This is a genomic window from Vibrio sp. 10N.247.311.47 (assembly GCF_041467535.1).
GTDB lineage: Bacteria > Pseudomonadota > Gammaproteobacteria > Enterobacterales > Vibrionaceae > Vibrio > Vibrio crassostreae_C.
In genome coordinates, this window is sequence record NZ_JBFSUR010000011.1 from 59579 (window position 1) to 77422 (window position 17844).

A 17844-nucleotide genomic window follows, 5' to 3' on the forward strand; every position below is an offset into this window, starting at 1 on the left:
TAACCTTTGCCAAGTGCGTGCGCTATCATGAAGGAGGATGAATGATGGCGCGTTTTCAAAAACAGATTACAATACGACCCTTATAATAAGCATCGAGCTCAAGAATGACACCTAATATTCTAGATTTACGCCAAGAGCGCTGTCCAATGGCGCTATTATTAGCCAAGCGTCACAGTGTAAAGTTAGAAGTAGGGCAGTCATTGTCAATTTATGTGTCTGATAACAGTTCGATGAAAGATATTGTTACTTATTTGTCTAAGCAAGCCTATGACGTCATCACTGAGGTTTGCTCTAATTACCATCATCTCCTCGTCACTAAAAAGGAATTGCAGTCAGATGCTTGAAATGGTCAATCGTTGGTATAAACGACGTTTCTCTGATCCCCATGCTGTCAGTTTGGTTGCCATCATTCTCTTCGGCTTTATTACGATCTACTTCTTTGGTCACCTAATTGCGCCACTCTTGGTTGCAATTGTGTTGGCTTATTTGCTTGAGTGGCCTGTTACCCAACTTCAAAGACTCGGTGTTCCAAGAACGCCTTCGGTGATGTTGGTGATCATGATGTTCTTTAGCCTGATGTTGCTGGCGCTGTTTGGTTTAGTGCCTACCATTTGGGAGCAAGTGGGTAACCTCATCAATGATATTCCAAGTATGTATGGCGGCTTACAGAAGTTCATCGCGACGATTCCTGAGCGCTATCCTGAGTTAGCAAACTTGCAGATCGTTGAATCGATTGTGTCTAACGCGAAAAACAAAGCATTAGGCTTTGGTGAAAGTGTTGTTAAAGGTTCTTTGGCTTCTCTTGTGAGCTTGGCTACGCTTGCGGTTTACTTGATTCTTGTGCCGCTGCTGATCTTCTTCTTATTAAAAGATAAAGAAGAGATGATCAGCATGGCGAGTGGCGTGTTGCCTAAAAACCGTCGTCTAGCGACCAAGGTTTGGGTTGAGATGAACCAACAAATCTCGAACTATATTCGCGGCAAGGTCCTTGAGATCTTGATCGTCGGTGGTGTCAGCTACGTGACCTTTGCGATTCTAGATTTACGTTATTCAGCTCTGCTGGCTGTCGCGGTTGGCTTCTCGGTACTGATTCCTTATATCGGTGCGGCGGCTGTGACCGTTCCTGTCGCGATTGTCGGTTTGTTCCAGTGGGGATTAGAACCTCAGTTTTACTGGTTGCTTCTCGCTTACGGTATTATCCAAGCGCTAGATGGTAACGTGCTCGTTCCTGTTCTTTTCTCTGAAGCGGTGAACCTGCACCCAGTGGCCATTATTGTTGCCGTGTTAGTGTTTGGTGGACTGTGGGGATTCTGGGGCGTGTTCTTTGCTATCCCGTTGGCAACGTTAGTTAAGGCGGTTTGGAATGCTTTACCGAGTCACGCATTAGACGATGACCCTGAACATCAAAAGTAATTGATCTTGTTATAGAAAAAGGCCGAACATCCATGATGTTCGGCCTTTTTGCTCTTAGCTTAATCATTAGCTTAATGAGTGTTGCTCTTGCCTTAGAGAGTGGTGAATCTAAGTCATTAACTCACTCAAATCGCCCTTACGCTTCTTGATTGAAGTAATCTAGAACCACTTCGTGGTGAGTCTTAGTCTTGAACTTGTTGAAGACATGTTCAATCTGACCTTCTTCATCAATTAGGAAGCTAATACGGTGCAGACCGTCGTAGATTTTACCCATGAATTTTTTCTCGCCCCAAACGCCAAACTGTTCAGCAACGCTGTGGTCTTCATCAGATAGCAGGGTGAAGTTTAGAGATTTCTTCTCAACGAAGTTTGGTAGACGTTTTACTGGGTCAACACTCACACCTAGAACAACCACGTTTAGGTCATCAAGCTGTGTTTTGATATCACGCAGGCCTTCCGCTTGCACAATACAACCTGGAGTCATTGCTTTAGGGTAAAAATAGAAAAGTACTTTTTTACCTTTGAAGTCACCAAGAGATACGATATTGCCATCTTGATCTGGAAGAGAAAAAGCAGGTGCTGGAACACCAGCCGTTAGCGTATTCATGACATTTCCTTTTTAAAGACTGTTTTTGATAAAGTTGAGCGAGCCTTGGACTGATAGGCTCTGACACAGCGAATCGAATTCTTCTTGTAGCTGCATCAAGTTACATTCTGATTGCACAGAAGCGGTAATAGAGATATGGAATTGGTCGTTGTCGAGTTGAACCTTAGATTTATTGATGGTTCGTGCACTTAACGAATCGAGGCCGATGTTTCGGTCTGCGAAGAACTGGGTAAACTGCTCAGTAAGTCCGATTTTATCGTCTGACTCAACGAACACCTCTACTGTGTAAGAGTTCTCAATAACATCATGAGTTGAGGTTCGCTTCATAATCGTAATCAAGTCGTGCTCTTGTCCAAGCAAGGGCAAGGTGGTTTCAACGCGGGTAATGTTGTTTGCCTTTCCAGACAGCAGCATGATAAGCGTAAATTCTTCGCCAAACAGGGCGATACGGCTATCAATAATGTTACAGCCTGATTGGGTGACTAAATGAACCACTTGGTTGCATACACCTGGGCGATCAGTGCCCACAGCTGTGATTACTAGATGTTGAGTCATAAAATCACGTCTCTTTATATTCCATTGATTCATGCATGTTAGCACAGTTAGCTCGTGGAATAAGCGTGCGTGCGGGGCTTTTTATGTGCGACCTTGCTTCGAACATGCAACCAATGATAAGAATATCGAGCGCGTTAAAAAATGAGATAGAGCGATGAGAGCACAGCTTACTTGTTACTTACATCCAGTGATGTGCTATCCGCTAGATTGAGTGCAGGTTACCCAAATTCTAGGTAGAACGCCGTTAGAATTCGTTTTACCTCAAACATACGACAATATTTAATGCAGATGTTGCCGGTAAGCCACTTTAATGTCTTGTGTTTATTGATTGGCTTACAGTAACATGCAAAAAGAATAAATTAAGGGAGATAGACATGTTTTCAGGAAGTATCGTTGCGCTAGTTACGCCATTTAATACAGATGGTGAAGTGGATTTCGACAGCCTTAAAAAGTTAGTTGAGCACCATATTGCTGCAGGTAGTGATGGTCTGGTTGCGGTTGGCACAACAGGTGAGTCTTCAACGCTCACTATTGAAGAGCATGTCAAAGTCGTCAACAAGATCGTTGAATTTGCTGATGGTCGTATTCCCGTTATCGCTGGTACAGGTGCAAATGCAACTCATGAATCTGTTCTATTCAGCCGTTTGTTGAATGGTTCTGGTATTGCTGGTTGCCTGAGCGTAACGCCTTACTACAACAAACCGACTCAAGAAGGTTTGTACCAACACTACAAAGCGATTGCTGAAGTCAGTGACGTTCCACAAATTCTATACAATGTTCCAGGTCGTACTGCGGTAGACTTGTTGCCAGAAACGGTTGCTCGTCTTGCTGAGATCGAAAACATCGTTGCACTGAAAGATGCGACGGGTGATCTCGACAGAATTGCAATTCACCGTGAACTTTGTGGCGAAGACTTTATCTTACTAAGTGGTGATGACTTAACAGGCCTAGAATTTGTTAAGCGTGGTGGCGATGGCGTGATCTCTGTAACGAACAATGTTGCAGCCGCTGATATGGCAACCATGTTCAAGCTAGCAAAAGAAGGTAAGTTTGAAGAAGCGGAAGCGATCAATGAGCGTTTGATGCCTCTACATAAGAATTTGTTCGTTGAGTCTAACCCTATTCCCGTAAAATGGGCGGTTCATAAAATGGGTCTGATTGCTGAAGGTGGCTTACGTCTACCGCTGACTGAACTGTCAGAGCCAGCTCAACCTGTTGTTGCTCAAGCAATGACTGAAGCGTGCATTTACTAAAACGTATGAAGTGATGCCGAAGCGAACCTTCGGCATTTAGGAGTATAAATGAAGTATTCTCACCAGCTAGTGATTGGGTCACTGGCTGTTTTCGTTCTTACAGCATGTTCTGGCAACCCGACTCAACGTCGCCAAGCCAAAGATGATTTCGAATACTTAGAAACACCTGAGTTTTCACAATGGCAATTGCCTGTAGATGCTCAGCCTCAGTTCTACCCAAATTTTGACATCCCAAGCGGTGAATTCAGTGGTGGTACTGGTCGTGAAGTGGATATTCGTCCACCGCAACAGGTTCTTGAACTGATCCCGGGTGCTCGTGCTGAGCGTCAAAACGGTGAAGTGACACTATGGCTTCTTCGCGCAGAAGAGGCAGACCGCGTGTGGCAAACGGCTGTAGATATGCTGGCTCAACGTGGTATTGGTATTCGTGAGCAATCAGAGAATGAGATTGAGACCGATTGGGTAACTTGGGTTTCTGAAGATGAAGACGTAGAGATTGGTAGTCGTTACTCTATCTCTCGCTTCCAAGCAAACAACCGTCATGGCTTCAAGATTAATCTGATTGATTGGCGTGAAGGTACTGAAGAGAAAACAGTAACGGCAACCAATAAAGAGCGTTACAACGCGTTCCTGACCAACCTAGTTATGGCTAAGTACGATGAAAACCTTCGTGCTGAAGCGGCGCTGAAAGCGCAAGAGTTGGTGAAGCGTATTCCAATTTCAATGGGTGCTGACCGTAGTGGTTTCCCTGTGATTATTGCTCGTACGCCATACAATGTATTCTGGCAGCGTCTGCCTAACTTGTTGCCTGAAATGGGCTTTGAGCTTGAAGAACGCAATCAATCTCAGGGTACGGTGAAGGCGAAGTACGCAGCACCAGATGATGAGTTCTGGGAAGAAATTGGCCTACAGCCTATCGACTTAGCGCCAGGCACTTACAACTTCCTATTTGGTGACCTTGGCAACCGTACGTCAATCAACGTAACGGATGCATCAGGTAAGCCAGTAGAAGAAGAGCTGCTTAAGTCTATGGTTCCGGTATTAGCGCATATTGCTGACCAAACCAAAGATGACAAAGAAGCGAAAGCTGAGTAGTCATTCAAGCCGTCACAAGCTGAGTTAAATCAGCCTTGTGATTAGCAAAAGCAAATAAAAAAGAGGACACACTGTGTCCTCTTTTTTATTGTATTCGTTGTCATCAGGCTACATTGGTCAATCAAAATTGGTCAATCAAGCGGATTAGCCAAAGAAAAAAGCTATGCGTCTTTACTGTCTTTGGATTCTTCTTTTTCAGCTTTCTCTTGATTCTGTTTATCCAAGCGATTGAGCTTATCTAAATCTCGCTCAGTTTTACCACGCCCCGTCAGATCCATATTGGCTGTCTGTTTGAGCGCTGCGATGTTACCCACAACAACGCTAACTACGATGATGATGATAACCCAAGGGTTTGTAAGCCACTCCAACATAAGCGCTCCTAATGACTGATATTCGCTACGAAGCGTGCATAGATCTCGTCTAGCTGCTCCATAATAATCTCATACCCTAATACTGGCTTAGATTGGAGTTGCTTGCCAAGTAAAGTCGGAGATAACTGTGATAAACACGACTCCGATACTTTGCGATGGCTGATATGCCATGGTTCGATCGCCACACCACCCAAATCTTGGCTGTAAGGAAAGAAGAAACCAAATTGTGCAGCATGAACTGATAGCCATTGGTAAAACGATTGCTGGTGGCCAGTAAGGTATTCCCATGGTTCTAATTGCAGATATATGCCTTCAGGTAAGTGGTTACGAGCAAAGACATCGAAGTCACAACCCCAATGATGACGACTCGCGCCGGGAAGCGCAGACCATCTCAGGATAGCCGATAGCTTTTGTTGTTCGGTCAGTTTTGAAGCATCAAGAGGTTGGCTTTCTGAATCTAATATCGGAGCTTCGCCAGAAAACTTACGGTTCCAAATCAGAGATTGCCTTTCATAGTCGCGAAAGCCACTGGCAATCTCCATTTTAAAACCAGCGAGCTGAGCAGCTTCAATCAAATTATTCAGGTCATTCTTAACCTCACTGTGGACCAAGAAGGTCTTGGTGCCGATCAGGCTAGGCTCTAGATGAGAATCTGATTGTCCGGTAAGCTGCTCTGGTGTCATAACGAGTCTCTCAATAATTGGATGCTATGAATCGCTGATGAAAGACTATTTAGCGAATAGGTTCACTAATGTTCTTTCGTACATGTCAGTTAGTTTCTCTAGATCCGCCACTTTCACGCATTCGTTAACCTTGTGAATCGTTGCGTTAACAGGACCTAGTTCAACCACTTGTCCGCCCATACGTGCAATAAAGCGACCATCAGATGTACCGCCAGTCGTTAGCAGTGCTGGTTTCACATCATTGACGTGACCCACTGCATCAACAATAGCATCAAGCAGTGAACCTGCGTCTGTTAAGAACGGGTCGCCATTGAATGTCCATCTTAGGTCGTATTCGAAATCATACTTGTCGAGTGTCGTTGTGATGCGCTCAACGATGATGTCGTTGCTTAACTCTGTACTAAAGCGTAGGTTAAACTGAACATTAAACTCACCAGGGATCACGTTTGAAGCACCAGTACCCGCACTCACATTTGGAATTTGGAAACTGGTTGGCGGGAAGTAATCATTACCTTTATCCCACTCAGTTGTTGCTAGCTCATTAATAGCAAGCAGAGAGCTGTGTACTGGGTTGTTTGCTAGGTGAGGGTAGGCAACATGACCTTGTGTGCCTTTAATCGTTAGGTCGCCAGTGATAGAGCCACGACGGCCGTTCTTCACGACATCACCCACGAACTCAGTGCTCGATGGTTCACCAACGATACACATATCGATGTTTTCACCGCGCGCCATTAATGCTTCAACAACACGTACAGTACCGTTGATGAAAGGACCTTCCTCATCTGAAGTGATCAGGAAACCAATTGAGCCTGTGTGGTCTGGGTGTTTGGCAATGAACTGCTCGACGGCAACAATCATTGAAGCCAGAGAGCCTTTCATATCAGCAGCGCCACGGCCATGTAGGAAACCGTCTACGATAGTCGGTTCGAATGGCTTAGTGTTCCACTGTTCGATTGGGCCTGCAGGTACCACATCAGTGTGACCAGCAAAAGCAAACAGAGGCGCTTCAGTACCACGACGAGCCCAGAAGTTGGTCGTATCTTCAAATACCATCACTTCGATTTCAAAACCGAGTGCTTTTAAGCGTTCAATCATCAGGTCTTGGCAGCCTGCATCTTCTGGTGTTACCGATTGACGGCTGATTAGGTCTTTTGCCAGAGCCAAAGTTGGGCTATCTGTCATCCTTGAATTCCTTGTTTAAATAAAACGTCTAGTCATTAATTTTTAGGCGCTGATTCACTGATCAACGTCCTGTTGTCTGTCTATGTAAATACAACGATCTAAGCAAAAATAGCCGCGTATTGGTCGGCTTTAAATCCGATGTGAAGCTTACCCTCAACTTTTAAGATTGGGCGCTTGATCATTGCAGGTTGTTCAACAAGCAAAGTCACCGCTTTTTCTTCTGTTAGGGTGTCTTTCTGTTCTTGAGAAAGTTGGCGATAAGTCGTACCACGTTTGTTTAGCACAAGCTCCCAACCTAGCTCAGAGCAGAAGCTTGTTACTAGCTCTTCTGTGATGCCTTGTTTGCGATAATCGTGAAATTCGAACTCGATACCTTCAGCTTCGAGCCATTTCTTTGCTTTTTTAATGGTGTCGCAATTTGGGATACCAAACATGGTGATAGTCATTATTCTTCCTTTGAGTGATTTTATTTCATTGTTATGAGTTGAATCCTATCAGGAAGCAGCAACTCAGACAAAATAGAGTGATGAATATTTCATAGAGTGAAAAAAAAGCGTAAGAAAATGTCACTATTGGAGACTTATTGATCAGCCTCAACATGTTGTCAGCGAAAAAAGAAATAATTGAGCTGCACATATATAGGAGGTGTCAATGGAGTTGAGTCCTGTTTTTGCAAGGCGGCTATATTTAGCATTGTTAGTGGAAAGCCTTGATAGGCCAAATGTGCCTAAACTCATCGAAAAAACGGGGTGGCCTCGTCGTACTATTCAAGATGTACTCAAGGCGTTACCGGGGATCGGTATCGAACTTATGTTTGTTCAAGATGGGCGACGTCATAATGATGGCTATTACCAGTTATCCGACTGGGGGCCATTTGACAGTCAATGGGTTATCCAGCGTAAAGGCGATATAGCAACAAGCCTTGGATTTAGTGCATAAGCCAGCGAAAGCTGGCTTTCTTTTTTTAGAATAGAAATAGTAGGGAGCATCTCGCTAATATGAGTTGTGAGCTACCCCATTACGTTTCTATTTACTTACACAGATAGGCAGTTCCCAGCATAGTCACGGATGTGGAAAAATCTTGGGGAAGTGTGAATATCACGGTATCTGCGCCTAGCTCAATCGTATTCGACTTGAGTTGATTCATGGCGCCTTGAATCAATGTGTCATTTGGGTAAAACAGGTAGTTGTACCAATGGCCTTCGCTGCCTGTGACTTCCCCTTTATACTGACATTTATCGATATTAATCACGCCATGGTAATCCATTTGCACGTTGGCAGCTTCGCTATGAGGCGTTGATGTCGGTGTCGTGCAACCGAGTAACACGCTACTCATAGCCAAAGCGATTAATTCCTTTTTCATACGCTTATCCTGTTATTTCATCAAATAAATCGCGAAGCCTATCCAGCTAGCGAACAATAATAACCACGGCAATTTACTGGCGTGATTTGATGTTGTTTCATTATCCAAGTCGACATTCTGTTCTTGGTCTTGGTCTTGGTCTTGGTCTTGGTTCGCTTGTAGAGTCTGCTTCTCTTTCTGTACGCGCTTTTTAGCTTTATCGGCTTGGCGGCTGCGTTCTTTTTGCTGTTTCTTGTACAGTGCGATGCCTTTCTCGATACCCTGAGCAATCAGTTTAGTTTGTTCTTTGGTTTGAGCTGGCTTTTGAGTCGCTTTGGCTATCTTCAGTGCTTCCTGTTGAGATTCAACAGAGGGCGTATTAGTTTTGTTTTTCATACTGAGTTCGACAATTAAAACGGATTGGCTACTAAGATAACGCAAAGCTAGTTAAGTATGAATGATTTGCGTTAAAGTGTTGGTTTGAAAATAAGTGAAAGTGAGATTTGTGCGGTACTCCATAGAACAATACGACAAGCACGGCTTTTTGAAAGCTCCAATCTTGCTCTGGCTAGGTTGGTTGTTTCTTGCGAAAGCCTTGGTCGTTTTCATTGTTGCAGGCGCAAGCCGAGAATCGGGAACCGATATTCTTGAGATAATCTACCCAGACCATCAGATGTTTTATGTCGGGATCGCGTTGAGTGTGCCTAGTTTGCTGCTGATGTGGTTATTTGGGCTAAGATCGCCAGATAGAAAGCGCCTTAACAAAGTCGTGTCATGGGGACGTTGGGTTACCATGATGGCTATCTTGGCACAGGGCTCCCATACGATTTATTTAATCTATTTGGATAACGGATGGTTCCGTTGGTCAAATGGCATCACCCTATTGTTGCTGCTGTGGTTAGCGCTTTATCTAACCAATAGCCATGCTGCAAGGGATTGCTTTAAAATGGTTGAGCTCGAAGACTGATTCTCATCAAAACATTTGTCCCATTCCCAATTATACTTAGAAGCTAAAAAATGAAAGGATTAATCTATGCTTAATGTTTCAAATGAGCAGCCTAACGTTCAAAGTGCTATTTTGCCTGAAGCTGGGCCTTTCGCGCTTTACGTTCAACTTAAAGTGAACGCTAATACTGCTAATGTACTAGCAGAAATTCAAAAGCTTCCGACTCTAATCGACGAACTAAACCAAACTCAGCCTGATGCGAACTTAACGGCATCGGTTGCGTTCTCAAAAGCTTTTTGGGATAAGTTCGAGCAAGCAGCGCCCGCTGATTTGATCGACTTCCCTGTGCTGGGTGAAGGTGATATCACCGCGCCGAGCACACTGTCTGATGTTCTGATTCACTGTCATTCAAACCGACATGATCTGCACTTCTTTATCTTGCGTAAATTGCTATCTGAAGTAGCAGCTGATGTTGAAGTGGTTGATGAAACTTATGGTTACCGCTTCCTAGACTCTCGTGACATGACAGACTTTGTTGATGGCACTGAAAACCCGAAAGACGCACAACGTGCTGAAGTCGCTATTGTGCCTGAGGGTGAATTCGCTGGTGGTAGTTATGTAATGGTGCAGCGTTTTGTGCATAACCTGCCAGCTTGGAATCGTTTGAATGTATCGGCACAAGAGAAAGTGATTGGCCGAACTAAACCTGATTCAATTGAGTTAGATGATGTTCCTGCGGCGTCTCACGTTGGCCGTGTGGATATCAAAGAAGAAGGCAAGGGGCTTAAGATTGTTCGCCACAGTCTACCTTACGGTACTGCTACGGGCGACCACGGCTTATTGTTCATTGCTTACTGTAACGTTCGTCATAACTTCGATGCGATGTTAGAGAGCATGTACGGCGTAACTGATGGCAAAACAGACCAACTGCTTCGCTTTACTAAAGCGGTGACTGGCGCGTATTACTTTGCTCCTTCAACTGAGATGTTGAGTGAATTAACGATTAAGTAAGTCGTCTCAAAAAGAATAAACAAAGGGAGCCTCAGGGCTCCTTTTTTATTAAAGCTTTATATGAATTGGTCGATATAAGAGCAATCGTGAGTTTTATTCCTCTTTTTGTAAGCGAAGGTCTATGGCTATAACTGTTAATACCAATGTCTCAGCGCTGGTGGCCCAGAGAAACCTCTCTAATGCCAATAACATGCTGAACCAATCTTTGGAGCGCTTGGCTTCAGGGAGTCGTATTAACAGCGCTAAAGACGATGCTGCAGGGCTACAAATTTCGAACCGCTTGGAAGCGCAGATGAGTGGTATTGATGTCGCTGTGCGTAATGCGAATGATGGTATATCTATCATGCAAACCGCTGAAGGCGCGATGAATGAAACCACCAATATCATGCAGCGCATGCGCGACTTGTCTCTACAAGCAAGCAACGGTTCAAATAGCCAGTCGGAAAGAACGGCGATTCAAGAAGAGATTACCGCCTTAAACGATGAGCTGAATCGTATTGCAGAGACCACTTCTTTTGGTGGCAAAAAACTTCTCAATGGTAATTTTGGTAGTACGTCATTTCAGATTGGTGGCAGTTCGGGCGAAGCTGTGCAGATTGGTTTGAAAAGCATGCGTACTGATGACATCAACATGGGCGGCTTTAGCTACGTTGCTAATGGCATGGCCAGTGATTCATGGGAAGTGAAATCAAACCAGAATGATATGACGATGTCGTTTACCGATCGTTTTGGTCAGCCACAAGAGATCACCATCAACGCGAAAGCGGGCGATGATATCGAAGAGTTGGCGACTTACATTAATGGTCAAACGGATCTCTTATCGGCTTCTGTTAATGATGACGGACAACTTCAGATTTATATGTCAGGTGAAGATACCGCGGGTACCATCTCTTTTTCAGGTTCATTAGCCAGTGAGCTTTCGATGTCAGCGGGCTATTACGAGTCAGTTAATGACATCAATGTAACGGATGTGGGTGGTGCTCAGCGCGCCGTCTCTATTTTGGATACGGCGATGAAGTATGTCGATAGCCATCGCTCTGAATTAGGGGCAATGCAAAACCGCTTTGATCATGCCATTAACAATCTTGAAAACGTTCATGAGAATTTGGCGACATCAAACAGTCGAATCAAAGATACCGACTACGCCAAAGAAACCACTCAAATGCTCAAGCAACAAATACTGCAGCAAGTGAGCACAACGATACTTGCTCAAGCCAAGCAAGCGCCGAATCTAGCTTTAACGTTATTAGGTTAATGAATTACCTACAATCTTATAAAAGCATTTCAGCTTGGTCGGTGCTTTTTGGCGAATAAAAATACAATTTCTCACTCGACTGACTTCCCGGCAACTTTAGCGATTTTCTCATCTTTTTTCGATAATTTTACGACCAGTCACGCTTTCTTCTGTTTTACCGCTATTTCTTTAAATTTGTTGTTTTTTTCCTAAAGGTTTCGCCAATCACGCCGTTATTAAAAGTAACTTAGAGATAACTACTTGGTTTTCCGAGACGTCGGAAACCGCTATACCGGAAAATCAATTGGAGAAGTCACCATGGCAGTGAATGTAAATACAAACGTTTCAGCGATGACAGCGCAACGTTACCTAAACAATGCAAACAGCGCACAACAAACATCAATGGAGCGTCTAGCTTCTGGCTCAAAAATCAACAGCGCAAAAGATGACGCTGCGGGTCTACAAATCTCGAACCGTTTGAACGTTCAAAGTCGTGGCCTTGATGTTGCTGTACGTAACGCGAACGACGGTATCTCAATTGCACAAACTGCTGAAGGTGCAATGAACGAGACGACTAACATCCTGCAACGTATGCGTGATTTGTCTCTACAATCTTCAAACGGCTCAAACTCAAAATCTGAGCGTGTAGCGATTCAAGAAGAAGTAACAGCACTGAACGACGAACTGAACCGTATCGCGGAAACGACGTCTTTTGGTGGTAACAAGCTGCTTAACGGTACTCACGGTACTAAATCATTCCAAATCGGTGCGGATAACGGTGAAGCTGTAATGCTTCAACTGAAAGACATGCGCTCTGATAACGCTCAGATGGGTGGTAAGAGCTACCAAACTGAGAACGCGAAAGACAAAGACTGGAACGTTCAAGCGGGCTCTAACGACCTAAAACTGTCGTTCACTGACAACTTCGGCCAAGCACAAGAAATCGACATCAGCGCAAAAGCGGGTGATGACATCGAAGAGCTAGCGACTTACATCAACGGTCAACAAGATTCTGTTAAAGCGTCTGTTACTGAAGACGGCAAGCTACAAATGTTCACAGGCAACAACAAAGTGAGCGGCGATGTGTCTTTCTCTGGCGGTCTTGCGGGCGAGCTAGGTATTCAAGCAGCTAAAGACGTAACGGTTGATACTATCGACGTAACATCTGTTGGCGGCGCACAAGAGTCTGTAGCAGTAATCGATGCGGCCCTTAAGTATGTAGACAGTCACCGTGCTGAGCTAGGTGCTTTCCAAAACCGTTTCGACCACGCTATCAGCAACTTAGACAACATTAACGAGAACGTTAACGCATCTAAGAGCCGTATTAAAGATACCGACTTCGCGAAAGAAACGACTCAGATGACTAAGTCTCAGATCCTTTCTCAAGCTTCAAGCTCGATTCTTGCTCAAGCGAAGCAAGCACCGAACTCGGCACTTAGCCTACTAGGTTAATCGATTGAAAAGCCACGTTGACCGATAGTGTTGACGTTAGGCTTCCACAAATTAGCTCGTGGTGAGAGATGAGCGCTAAACAGACCCAGCTTCGGCTGGGTTTTTTATTGCCTGAAATTTGGAGAAGAGAGGGGAGTTGTGGTGTTGGTAGTTGATTGGAAAGCGAGATTCCCTATCACGTTCGTGCCTCACTGTAGGGAATGACGGGAGTTGGGTATTGGTGACTCTATAGCTAACTGTATAGAAGAGGTCGGTTTGAGTAACAATCACTCAGGCTTAAACCATAGTGTTTAATCGTCATCCCAGAATCGAACCGAGCGAGATGTCAGGGATCTCTGTTCGTGAGAGGCCCAAAGAAGAAGGGGATTTGTAGTTGTTAGGTATAAGGCCAAAGCGGCTGGTAATCTGGCATTAGAACTATATAGCAGGCACAAAAAACGCCACCCTTAGGTAGCGTTTTAATTAAAGCAGATAAGTAATCGAGATTACTTAGTTACTTTAAGAACTGGAGTTTCGCCAACAGTTACAGAACCAGAAAGCTTGTTCAGCTCTTTGATTTCGTCCATGTTAGAGATAACAACTGGAGTAAGCGTAGATTTTGCTTTCTCTTCTAGAAGCGCTAGGTCGAAAGTGATGATAGTGTCACCAGCTTTAACAGATTGACCTTCTTCAGCTACACGAGTGAAGCCTTCGCCTTTAAGTTCAACAGTATCGATACCGAAGTGAACGAAAAGCTCAACACCGTCGTCAGACTCGATAGAGAATGCGTGGTTAGTTTCGAAGATCTTACCGATAGTACCGTTAACTGGAGCTACCATTTTGTCGCCAGCTGGTTTGATCGCGATGCCGTCACCAACGATTTTTTCAGCGAAAACTACATCTGGCACATCTTCGATGTTTACGATTTCACCAGAAAGAGGTGCGATGATTTCGATTGCACCAGCATCAGCGCTGTCATCAGATACAAGCTTTTTCAGTTTGTCAAACAGACCCATTGTGTCATGCTCCTAACGTTTAGTTTTATTCTGTAGAATATACTATACCAATCTAACAAATTAGACGACTATTTTTAGCCGTCTAACGTTATTAAGCGATTGGCGATTACTGAGTTTTCTCAGCGATGAACTTTTCTACGCAAGCTTCAATTTCAGCAGCTGTTGGTAGAGATAGTGCTTCGTCAGCCATAGCTTTAACTTCAGCGAAGTTAGAGTTACGGATTACTTTCTTAACTTTAGGGATAGAGATACCGCTCATAGAGAACTCATCTAGACCCATACCAAGAAGAAGTAGCGTTGCACGCTCATCACCAGCAAGCTCACCACACATACCAGTCCACTTACCTTCAGCGTGTGATGCGTCGATCACTTGCTTGATTACTGTAAGAACAGCAGGAGATAGTGGGTTGTATAGGTGAGAAATCATTTCGTTACCACGGTCTACCGCAAGAGTGTATTGCGTTAGGTCGTTAGTACCGATAGAGAAGAAAGATACTTCTTTCGCTAGGTGGTGTGCGATTGCAGCAGCTGCTGGAGTCTCAACCATTACGCCGATTTCGATTTCTTCATCGAAAGCTAGGCCTTCAGCGCGAAGTTCAACTTTGTACTCTTCGATTGCTTTTTTCAGTTCACGGATCTCTTCAACAGAAATGATCATTGGGAACATGATACGTAGTTTACCGTGTGCAGATGCACGTAGGATGCCACGTAGTTGGTCACGTAGGATTTCACGACGATCCAAGCTGATACGTACTGCACGCCAGCCTAGGAACGGGTTCATCTCTTGTGGAAGGTCCATGTATGGTAGGTCTTTGTCGCCACCGATATCCATAGTACGGATAATCACTGACTCGCCTTCCATTGCTTCTGCTACTTCTTTGTAAGCAACGTATTGCTCTTCTTCAGTAGGAAGCGCGTCACGGTCCATAAATAGGAATTCAGTACGGTACAGACCAACGCCTTCACCGCCGTTACGCAGGATACCGTCACAGTCTTTTACTGTACCGATGTTGCCACAAACTTCTACACGGTGACCGTCTAGAGTTTCAGCGTGTAAATCTTTTAGTTTTGCTAGTTCAGCCGCTTCTGCTTCGAAATCTGCTTTGATTTTCTTAGCTTCTGCTAGTTCAGCTTCAGAAGGGTTGATGATGATCTTGTTGTTCATCGCGTCTAGCACAAGCATGTCGCCGTTCTTAACTTGCTTAGTGATATCGTTAGTACCAACGATAGCTGGAAGCTCAAGAGAACGTGCCATGATTGAAGTATGAGATGTACGACCGCCGATGTCACAAGCGAAACCAAGAACGTAGTCTAGGTTGATTTGTGCAGTTTCAGATGGCGTTAGGTCGTAAGCTACTAGGATAACTTCTTCATTGATATCTGCTAGAGATACAATGTTGATGCCTAGAGCATTTTTAACGAAACGAGTACCGATATCACGGATATCAGTTGCACGTTCTTTTAGGTACTCATCATCAAGAGACTCTAGTGCAACAGCTTGCTCTTCGATCACAGTGTGGATCGCGTTGTCTGCGTGCATTTTTTCTTTCTTGATGAGTGCTAAAATCTCTTCTTCTAGCTCTTCATCTTCAAGCAGCATGATGTGGCCTTCAAAGATTGCTTCTTTTTCTTCGCCAAAAGTTTCAAGTGCTTTTTGCTTAACAACTTCAAGCTGTTGAGAAGATTTGTTACGAGCGTCAAAGAAACGCTGTACTTCTGCTTCAACTTGGTCGTCAGAGATAGATTGAGTGTTTAGGACAATTTCATCTTCTTGAAGTAGTAGTGCTTTACCGAAAGCAATACCAGGAGATGCTAGGATGCCTGAAATCATAGCCTTACCTTAGTTGTTCAACTGTAAACGGGAGAGTGTGTGACTTTAAGTCGTCGACTAATGTCGCGCTTATTCCTATCTATTTCGAACAAAGCCACTTTGCTATGCAAAATGGCTTTGAAAGAAGGAGACCGTATTAGTGTAGTTGATCCATAAGAGCAACTAGGTGGTCTACTGCTTGCTGAGCTTGAGGACCTTCAGCTGAAATAGTAACGTTAGTACCTTTTACTAGGCCTAAAGTTTGTAGTTTGAACAGGCTTTTCGCGCTAGCGCTTTTGCCGTTAGAAGTCACTGTGATGTCAGCGTCGAAAGATTTTGCTTCTTTAACGAACTGTGCAGCTGGACGAGTGTGAAGACCGTTTTCTGCTGTGATTTCTACTTGCTTCTCGTACATTTTATATACCCCAATTAATTTATTTTTTGTAAGTTTGTAACCAGATTAGCTTAACTGCTTTAGCCCAAATGCGCTAGAGGCTAGTACGCCATGTTCGTGTTAGAACTTAGACTGGTTATAAATTTTTATCCAGCCATGGTCGTCTTTTGCTGAGTACTCATGACTTTCAGAATTTGTTTATTGCTTCTTTTATTTTGAAGCGAAAAATAAAACAGACCTGATATTACCAAAGGTGGGGCAGGGATCAACAAAAAAGCCCCTAAACGGGGCTTTTTTGGACGAAAAATTGATTTGACCACATATTATTGTTGGTTCTCTTTTTCCGTAAAGATGCCAGCAAATAGGGCTGTGCTTAGGTAACGCTCACCAGAGCTTGGTAGTACAGTAACGATAGTTTTTCCTGCAAATTCAGGTAGTTCGGCGATTCTGTTCGCTGCTACTACTGCCGCGCCAGATGAGATGCCAGCAAGAATACCTTCTTCTTTCATTAGGCGTTGAGCCATCTCGATCGCTTCTTCAGAAGTTACCGATTCAACACGGTCAATAATCTCTAAATCTAGGTTTCCAGGGATGAAACCTGCACCGATACCTTGAATTTTGTGTGGAGCTGGTTTGATTTCTTCACCTGCAAGTGCCTGTGCAATCACTGGAGACTCTGCTGGTTCAACCGCTACTGAAGTGATCGCTTTGCCTTTTTCACCTTTAATGTAACGACTTGTACCTGTGATAGTACCGCCCGTACCAACACCCGCTACAAACACGTCGATTTCGCCGTCTGTTGCTTCCCAAATTTCAGGACCAGTCGTTTGCTCGTGAATTTGTGGGTTGGCTGGGTTGTTGAACTGTTGAAGTAGTAGGTACTTGTCTGGGTCTGAAGCAACAATCTCTTCTGCTTTAGCAATCGCACCGTTCATACCTTTTGGTGCTTCAGTCAGCACTAGGTTTGCGCCAAGCGCTTTAAGCAGCTTACGACGTTCTAGGCTCATTGATTCAGGCATAGTTAGCGTTAGTTTGTAACCGCGTGCTGCTGCTACGAATGCAAGTGCAACACCTGTGTTACCACTGGTAGGTTCAACAAGCTCGATACCTGGCTTAAGCGTACCCGCTTTTTCTGCTTCCCAGATCATGTTTGAACCGATACGACATTTAACACTGAAGCTTGGGTTACGAGCTTCGATCTTAGCTAGGACGTTACCTTTGCTTACTTTGTTAAGGCGGACTAGAGGTGTGTTACCAATCGTTAGGGTGTTGTCTTCGTAGATCTTGCTCATGCGATATTCCTTCATTTAATGACAGAACTAAACGTAGTATATCAATCACTTTACCGTCTAGTGTCTTACGATGTTTATTCAGCTTGAATTTAGATTAAACAAGTTGAAAAAAAGGTAAAAGGATTAAAAAGTTATATCATATAGATATGTAGCAGAATTCACGCCTATCTTTATTGAAATCAGAACTTCAAAAAGATAGGCGAAATTAG

Annotated in this window: 21 protein-coding genes; 9 read left to right on the forward strand and 12 right to left on the reverse strand. The window is 44.1% G+C overall.

Annotated features, from left to right (window positions below):
• Nucleotides 1-104: 104 nt before the first annotated feature.
• The gene (locus tag AB6E51_RS09620; protein ID WP_017060709.1) at nt 105-344 is read left to right on the forward strand and encodes a sulfurtransferase TusA family protein; all 240 of its coding nucleotides are present in this window, start codon (nt 105-107) and stop codon (nt 342-344) included.
• Nucleotides 337-1413, forward strand: coding sequence for an AI-2E family transporter (locus AB6E51_RS09625; RefSeq protein WP_017060708.1), 1077 nt, complete (start codon nt 337-339; stop codon nt 1411-1413). The genes AB6E51_RS09620 and AB6E51_RS09625 overlap by 8 nt, the downstream gene beginning before the upstream one ends.
• 136 nt (nt 1414-1549) lie before the next feature.
• Here the strand turns inward: AB6E51_RS09625 and bcp are convergent, their stop codons facing one another.
• Both bcp and AB6E51_RS09635 read right to left on the reverse strand, forming a co-directional pair.
• On the reverse strand, nt 1550-2020 hold the full coding sequence (bcp, locus tag AB6E51_RS09630) for a thioredoxin-dependent thiol peroxidase (RefSeq protein WP_017060706.1): 471 nt from the start codon (nt 2018-2020) through the stop codon (nt 1550-1552).
• 12 nt (nt 2021-2032) lie between these two features.
• Complete coding sequence (locus tag AB6E51_RS09635; protein WP_017060705.1) at nt 2033-2575, reverse strand: glycine cleavage system protein R; 543 nt, start codon at nt 2573-2575, stop codon at nt 2033-2035.
• A gap of 374 nt (nt 2576-2949) precedes the next feature.
• Between AB6E51_RS09635 and dapA the strand changes: the two genes are divergently transcribed.
• Complete coding sequence (dapA, locus tag AB6E51_RS09640; RefSeq protein ID WP_017060704.1) at nt 2950-3828, forward strand: 4-hydroxy-tetrahydrodipicolinate synthase; 879 nt, start codon at nt 2950-2952, stop codon at nt 3826-3828.
• A gap of 48 nt (nt 3829-3876) precedes the next feature.
• Nucleotides 3877-4923, forward strand: a complete 1047-nt coding sequence (bamC, locus tag AB6E51_RS09645) for an outer membrane protein assembly factor BamC (RefSeq protein WP_017060703.1) — start codon at nt 3877-3879, stop codon at nt 4921-4923.
• Nucleotides 4924-5084: 161 nt separating this feature from the next.
• On the opposite strand, the gene AB6E51_RS09650 is transcribed toward bamC, so the two are convergent.
• From AB6E51_RS09650 to AB6E51_RS09665, 4 genes are all read right to left on the reverse strand, one after another.
• Entirely contained in the window at nt 5085-5294 is a 210-nt protein-coding gene (locus tag AB6E51_RS09650; RefSeq protein WP_146492475.1) for a DUF2897 family protein, read from the reverse strand.
• An 8-nt stretch (nt 5295-5302) separates the two neighbouring features.
• Entirely contained in the window at nt 5303-5977 is a 675-nt protein-coding gene (locus AB6E51_RS09655; RefSeq protein WP_372058927.1) for a M15 family metallopeptidase, read from the reverse strand.
• A gap of 45 nt (nt 5978-6022) precedes the next feature.
• Entirely contained in the window at nt 6023-7159 is a 1137-nt protein-coding gene (dapE, locus tag AB6E51_RS09660; RefSeq protein ID WP_017060700.1) for a succinyl-diaminopimelate desuccinylase, read from the reverse strand.
• A gap of 98 nt (nt 7160-7257) precedes the next feature.
• Nucleotides 7258-7605: an ArsC family reductase gene (locus AB6E51_RS09665; protein ID WP_017060699.1), complete on the reverse strand. Its 348-nt coding sequence runs from the start codon at nt 7603-7605 to the stop codon at nt 7258-7260.
• Nucleotides 7606-7810: 205 nt separating this feature from the next.
• Here AB6E51_RS09665 and AB6E51_RS09670 point away from each other — a divergent pair, with 205 nt between their 5' ends.
• Nucleotides 7811-8098: a helix-turn-helix domain-containing protein gene (locus AB6E51_RS09670; protein WP_004734273.1), complete on the forward strand. Its 288-nt coding sequence runs from the start codon at nt 7811-7813 to the stop codon at nt 8096-8098.
• 91 nt (nt 8099-8189) lie between these two features.
• Here AB6E51_RS09670 and AB6E51_RS09675 read toward each other — a convergent pair whose 3' ends face one another.
• On the reverse strand, nt 8190-8522 hold the full coding sequence (locus AB6E51_RS09675) for a DUF4156 domain-containing protein (protein WP_065585044.1): 333 nt from the start codon (nt 8520-8522) through the stop codon (nt 8190-8192).
• A 12-nt stretch (nt 8523-8534) separates the two neighbouring features.
• Complete coding sequence (locus AB6E51_RS09680) at nt 8535-8897, reverse strand: DUF2956 domain-containing protein (RefSeq protein ID WP_372058929.1); 363 nt, start codon at nt 8895-8897, stop codon at nt 8535-8537.
• Nucleotides 8898-9006: 109 nt separating this feature from the next.
• Between AB6E51_RS09680 and AB6E51_RS09685 the strand changes: the two genes are divergently transcribed.
• From AB6E51_RS09685 to AB6E51_RS09700, 4 genes are all read left to right on the forward strand, one after another.
• A complete protein-coding gene (locus AB6E51_RS09685; protein ID WP_171732524.1) occupies nt 9007-9468 on the forward strand; it encodes a DUF2919 family protein in 462 nt (153 codons plus the stop codon).
• Between the two features lie 66 nt (nt 9469-9534).
• Entirely contained in the window at nt 9535-10458 is a 924-nt protein-coding gene (locus tag AB6E51_RS09690; protein ID WP_372058930.1) for a Dyp-type peroxidase, read from the forward strand.
• Between the two features lie 121 nt (nt 10459-10579).
• Nucleotides 10580-11713, forward strand: a complete 1134-nt coding sequence (locus AB6E51_RS09695) for a flagellin (protein ID WP_372058932.1) — start codon at nt 10580-10582, stop codon at nt 11711-11713.
• Nucleotides 11714-12010: 297 nt separating this feature from the next.
• Nucleotides 12011-13144: a flagellin gene (locus AB6E51_RS09700; protein ID WP_102300543.1), complete on the forward strand. Its 1134-nt coding sequence runs from the start codon at nt 12011-12013 to the stop codon at nt 13142-13144.
• A 485-nt stretch (nt 13145-13629) separates the two neighbouring features.
• On the opposite strand, the gene crr is transcribed toward AB6E51_RS09700, so the two are convergent.
• The 4 genes from crr to cysK form a co-directional block, all read right to left on the reverse strand.
• A complete protein-coding gene (gene crr, locus AB6E51_RS09705) occupies nt 13630-14139 on the reverse strand; it encodes a PTS glucose transporter subunit IIA (RefSeq protein WP_004737851.1) in 510 nt (169 codons plus the stop codon).
• Between the two features lie 106 nt (nt 14140-14245).
• A complete protein-coding gene (gene ptsI, locus AB6E51_RS09710) occupies nt 14246-15970 on the reverse strand; it encodes a phosphoenolpyruvate-protein phosphotransferase PtsI (RefSeq protein WP_372058934.1) in 1725 nt (574 codons plus the stop codon).
• Between the two features lie 136 nt (nt 15971-16106).
• Nucleotides 16107-16364, reverse strand: coding sequence for an HPr family phosphocarrier protein (locus AB6E51_RS09715; RefSeq protein ID WP_004734263.1), 258 nt, complete (start codon nt 16362-16364; stop codon nt 16107-16109).
• Nucleotides 16365-16666: 302 nt separating this feature from the next.
• On the reverse strand, nt 16667-17635 hold the full coding sequence (cysK, locus tag AB6E51_RS09720; RefSeq protein ID WP_017061934.1) for a cysteine synthase A: 969 nt from the start codon (nt 17633-17635) through the stop codon (nt 16667-16669).
• Nucleotides 17636-17844: the final 209 nt, after the last annotated feature.

Bases quoted from the DNA above. Each gene is read 5' to 3' on its own strand.
- bcp (WP_017060706.1), bottom strand. From the start codon at position 2,020: ATGAATACGCTAACGGCTGGTGTTCCAGCACCTGCTTTTTCTCTTCCA.
- AB6E51_RS09665 (WP_017060699.1), bottom strand. From the start codon at position 7,605: ATGACTATCACCATGTTTGGTATCCCAAATTGCGACACCATTAAAAAA.
- AB6E51_RS09650 (WP_146492475.1), bottom strand. From the start codon at position 5,294: ATGTTGGAGTGGCTTACAAACCCTTGGGTTATCATCATCATCGTAGTT.
- AB6E51_RS09715 (WP_004734263.1), bottom strand. From the start codon at position 16,364: ATGTACGAGAAGCAAGTAGAAATCACAGCAGAAAACGGTCTTCACACT.
- AB6E51_RS09695 (WP_372058932.1), top strand. From the start codon at position 10,580: ATGGCTATAACTGTTAATACCAATGTCTCAGCGCTGGTGGCCCAGAGA.
- AB6E51_RS09680 (WP_372058929.1), bottom strand. From the start codon at position 8,897: ATGAAAAACAAAACTAATACGCCCTCTGTTGAATCTCAACAGGAAGCA.
- ptsI (WP_372058934.1), bottom strand. From the start codon at position 15,970: ATGATTTCAGGCATCCTAGCATCTCCTGGTATTGCTTTCGGTAAAGCA.
- cysK (WP_017061934.1), bottom strand. From the start codon at position 17,635: ATGAGCAAGATCTACGAAGACAACACCCTAACGATTGGTAACACACCT.
- crr (WP_004737851.1), bottom strand. From the start codon at position 14,139: ATGGGTCTGTTTGACAAACTGAAAAAGCTTGTATCTGATGACAGCGCT.
- AB6E51_RS09670 (WP_004734273.1), top strand. From the start codon at position 7,811: ATGGAGTTGAGTCCTGTTTTTGCAAGGCGGCTATATTTAGCATTGTTA.
- AB6E51_RS09700 (WP_102300543.1), top strand. From the start codon at position 12,011: ATGGCAGTGAATGTAAATACAAACGTTTCAGCGATGACAGCGCAACGT.
- dapE (WP_017060700.1), bottom strand. From the start codon at position 7,159: ATGACAGATAGCCCAACTTTGGCTCTGGCAAAAGACCTAATCAGCCGT.
- bamC (WP_017060703.1), top strand. From the start codon at position 3,877: ATGAAGTATTCTCACCAGCTAGTGATTGGGTCACTGGCTGTTTTCGTT.
- dapA (WP_017060704.1), top strand. From the start codon at position 2,950: ATGTTTTCAGGAAGTATCGTTGCGCTAGTTACGCCATTTAATACAGAT.
- AB6E51_RS09635 (WP_017060705.1), bottom strand. From the start codon at position 2,575: ATGACTCAACATCTAGTAATCACAGCTGTGGGCACTGATCGCCCAGGT.
- AB6E51_RS09690 (WP_372058930.1), top strand. From the start codon at position 9,535: ATGCTTAATGTTTCAAATGAGCAGCCTAACGTTCAAAGTGCTATTTTG.
- AB6E51_RS09655 (WP_372058927.1), bottom strand. From the start codon at position 5,977: ATGACACCAGAGCAGCTTACCGGACAATCAGATTCTCATCTAGAGCCT.
- AB6E51_RS09675 (WP_065585044.1), bottom strand. From the start codon at position 8,522: ATGAAAAAGGAATTAATCGCTTTGGCTATGAGTAGCGTGTTACTCGGT.
- AB6E51_RS09620 (WP_017060709.1), top strand. From the start codon at position 105: ATGACACCTAATATTCTAGATTTACGCCAAGAGCGCTGTCCAATGGCG.
- AB6E51_RS09625 (WP_017060708.1), top strand. From the start codon at position 337: ATGCTTGAAATGGTCAATCGTTGGTATAAACGACGTTTCTCTGATCCC.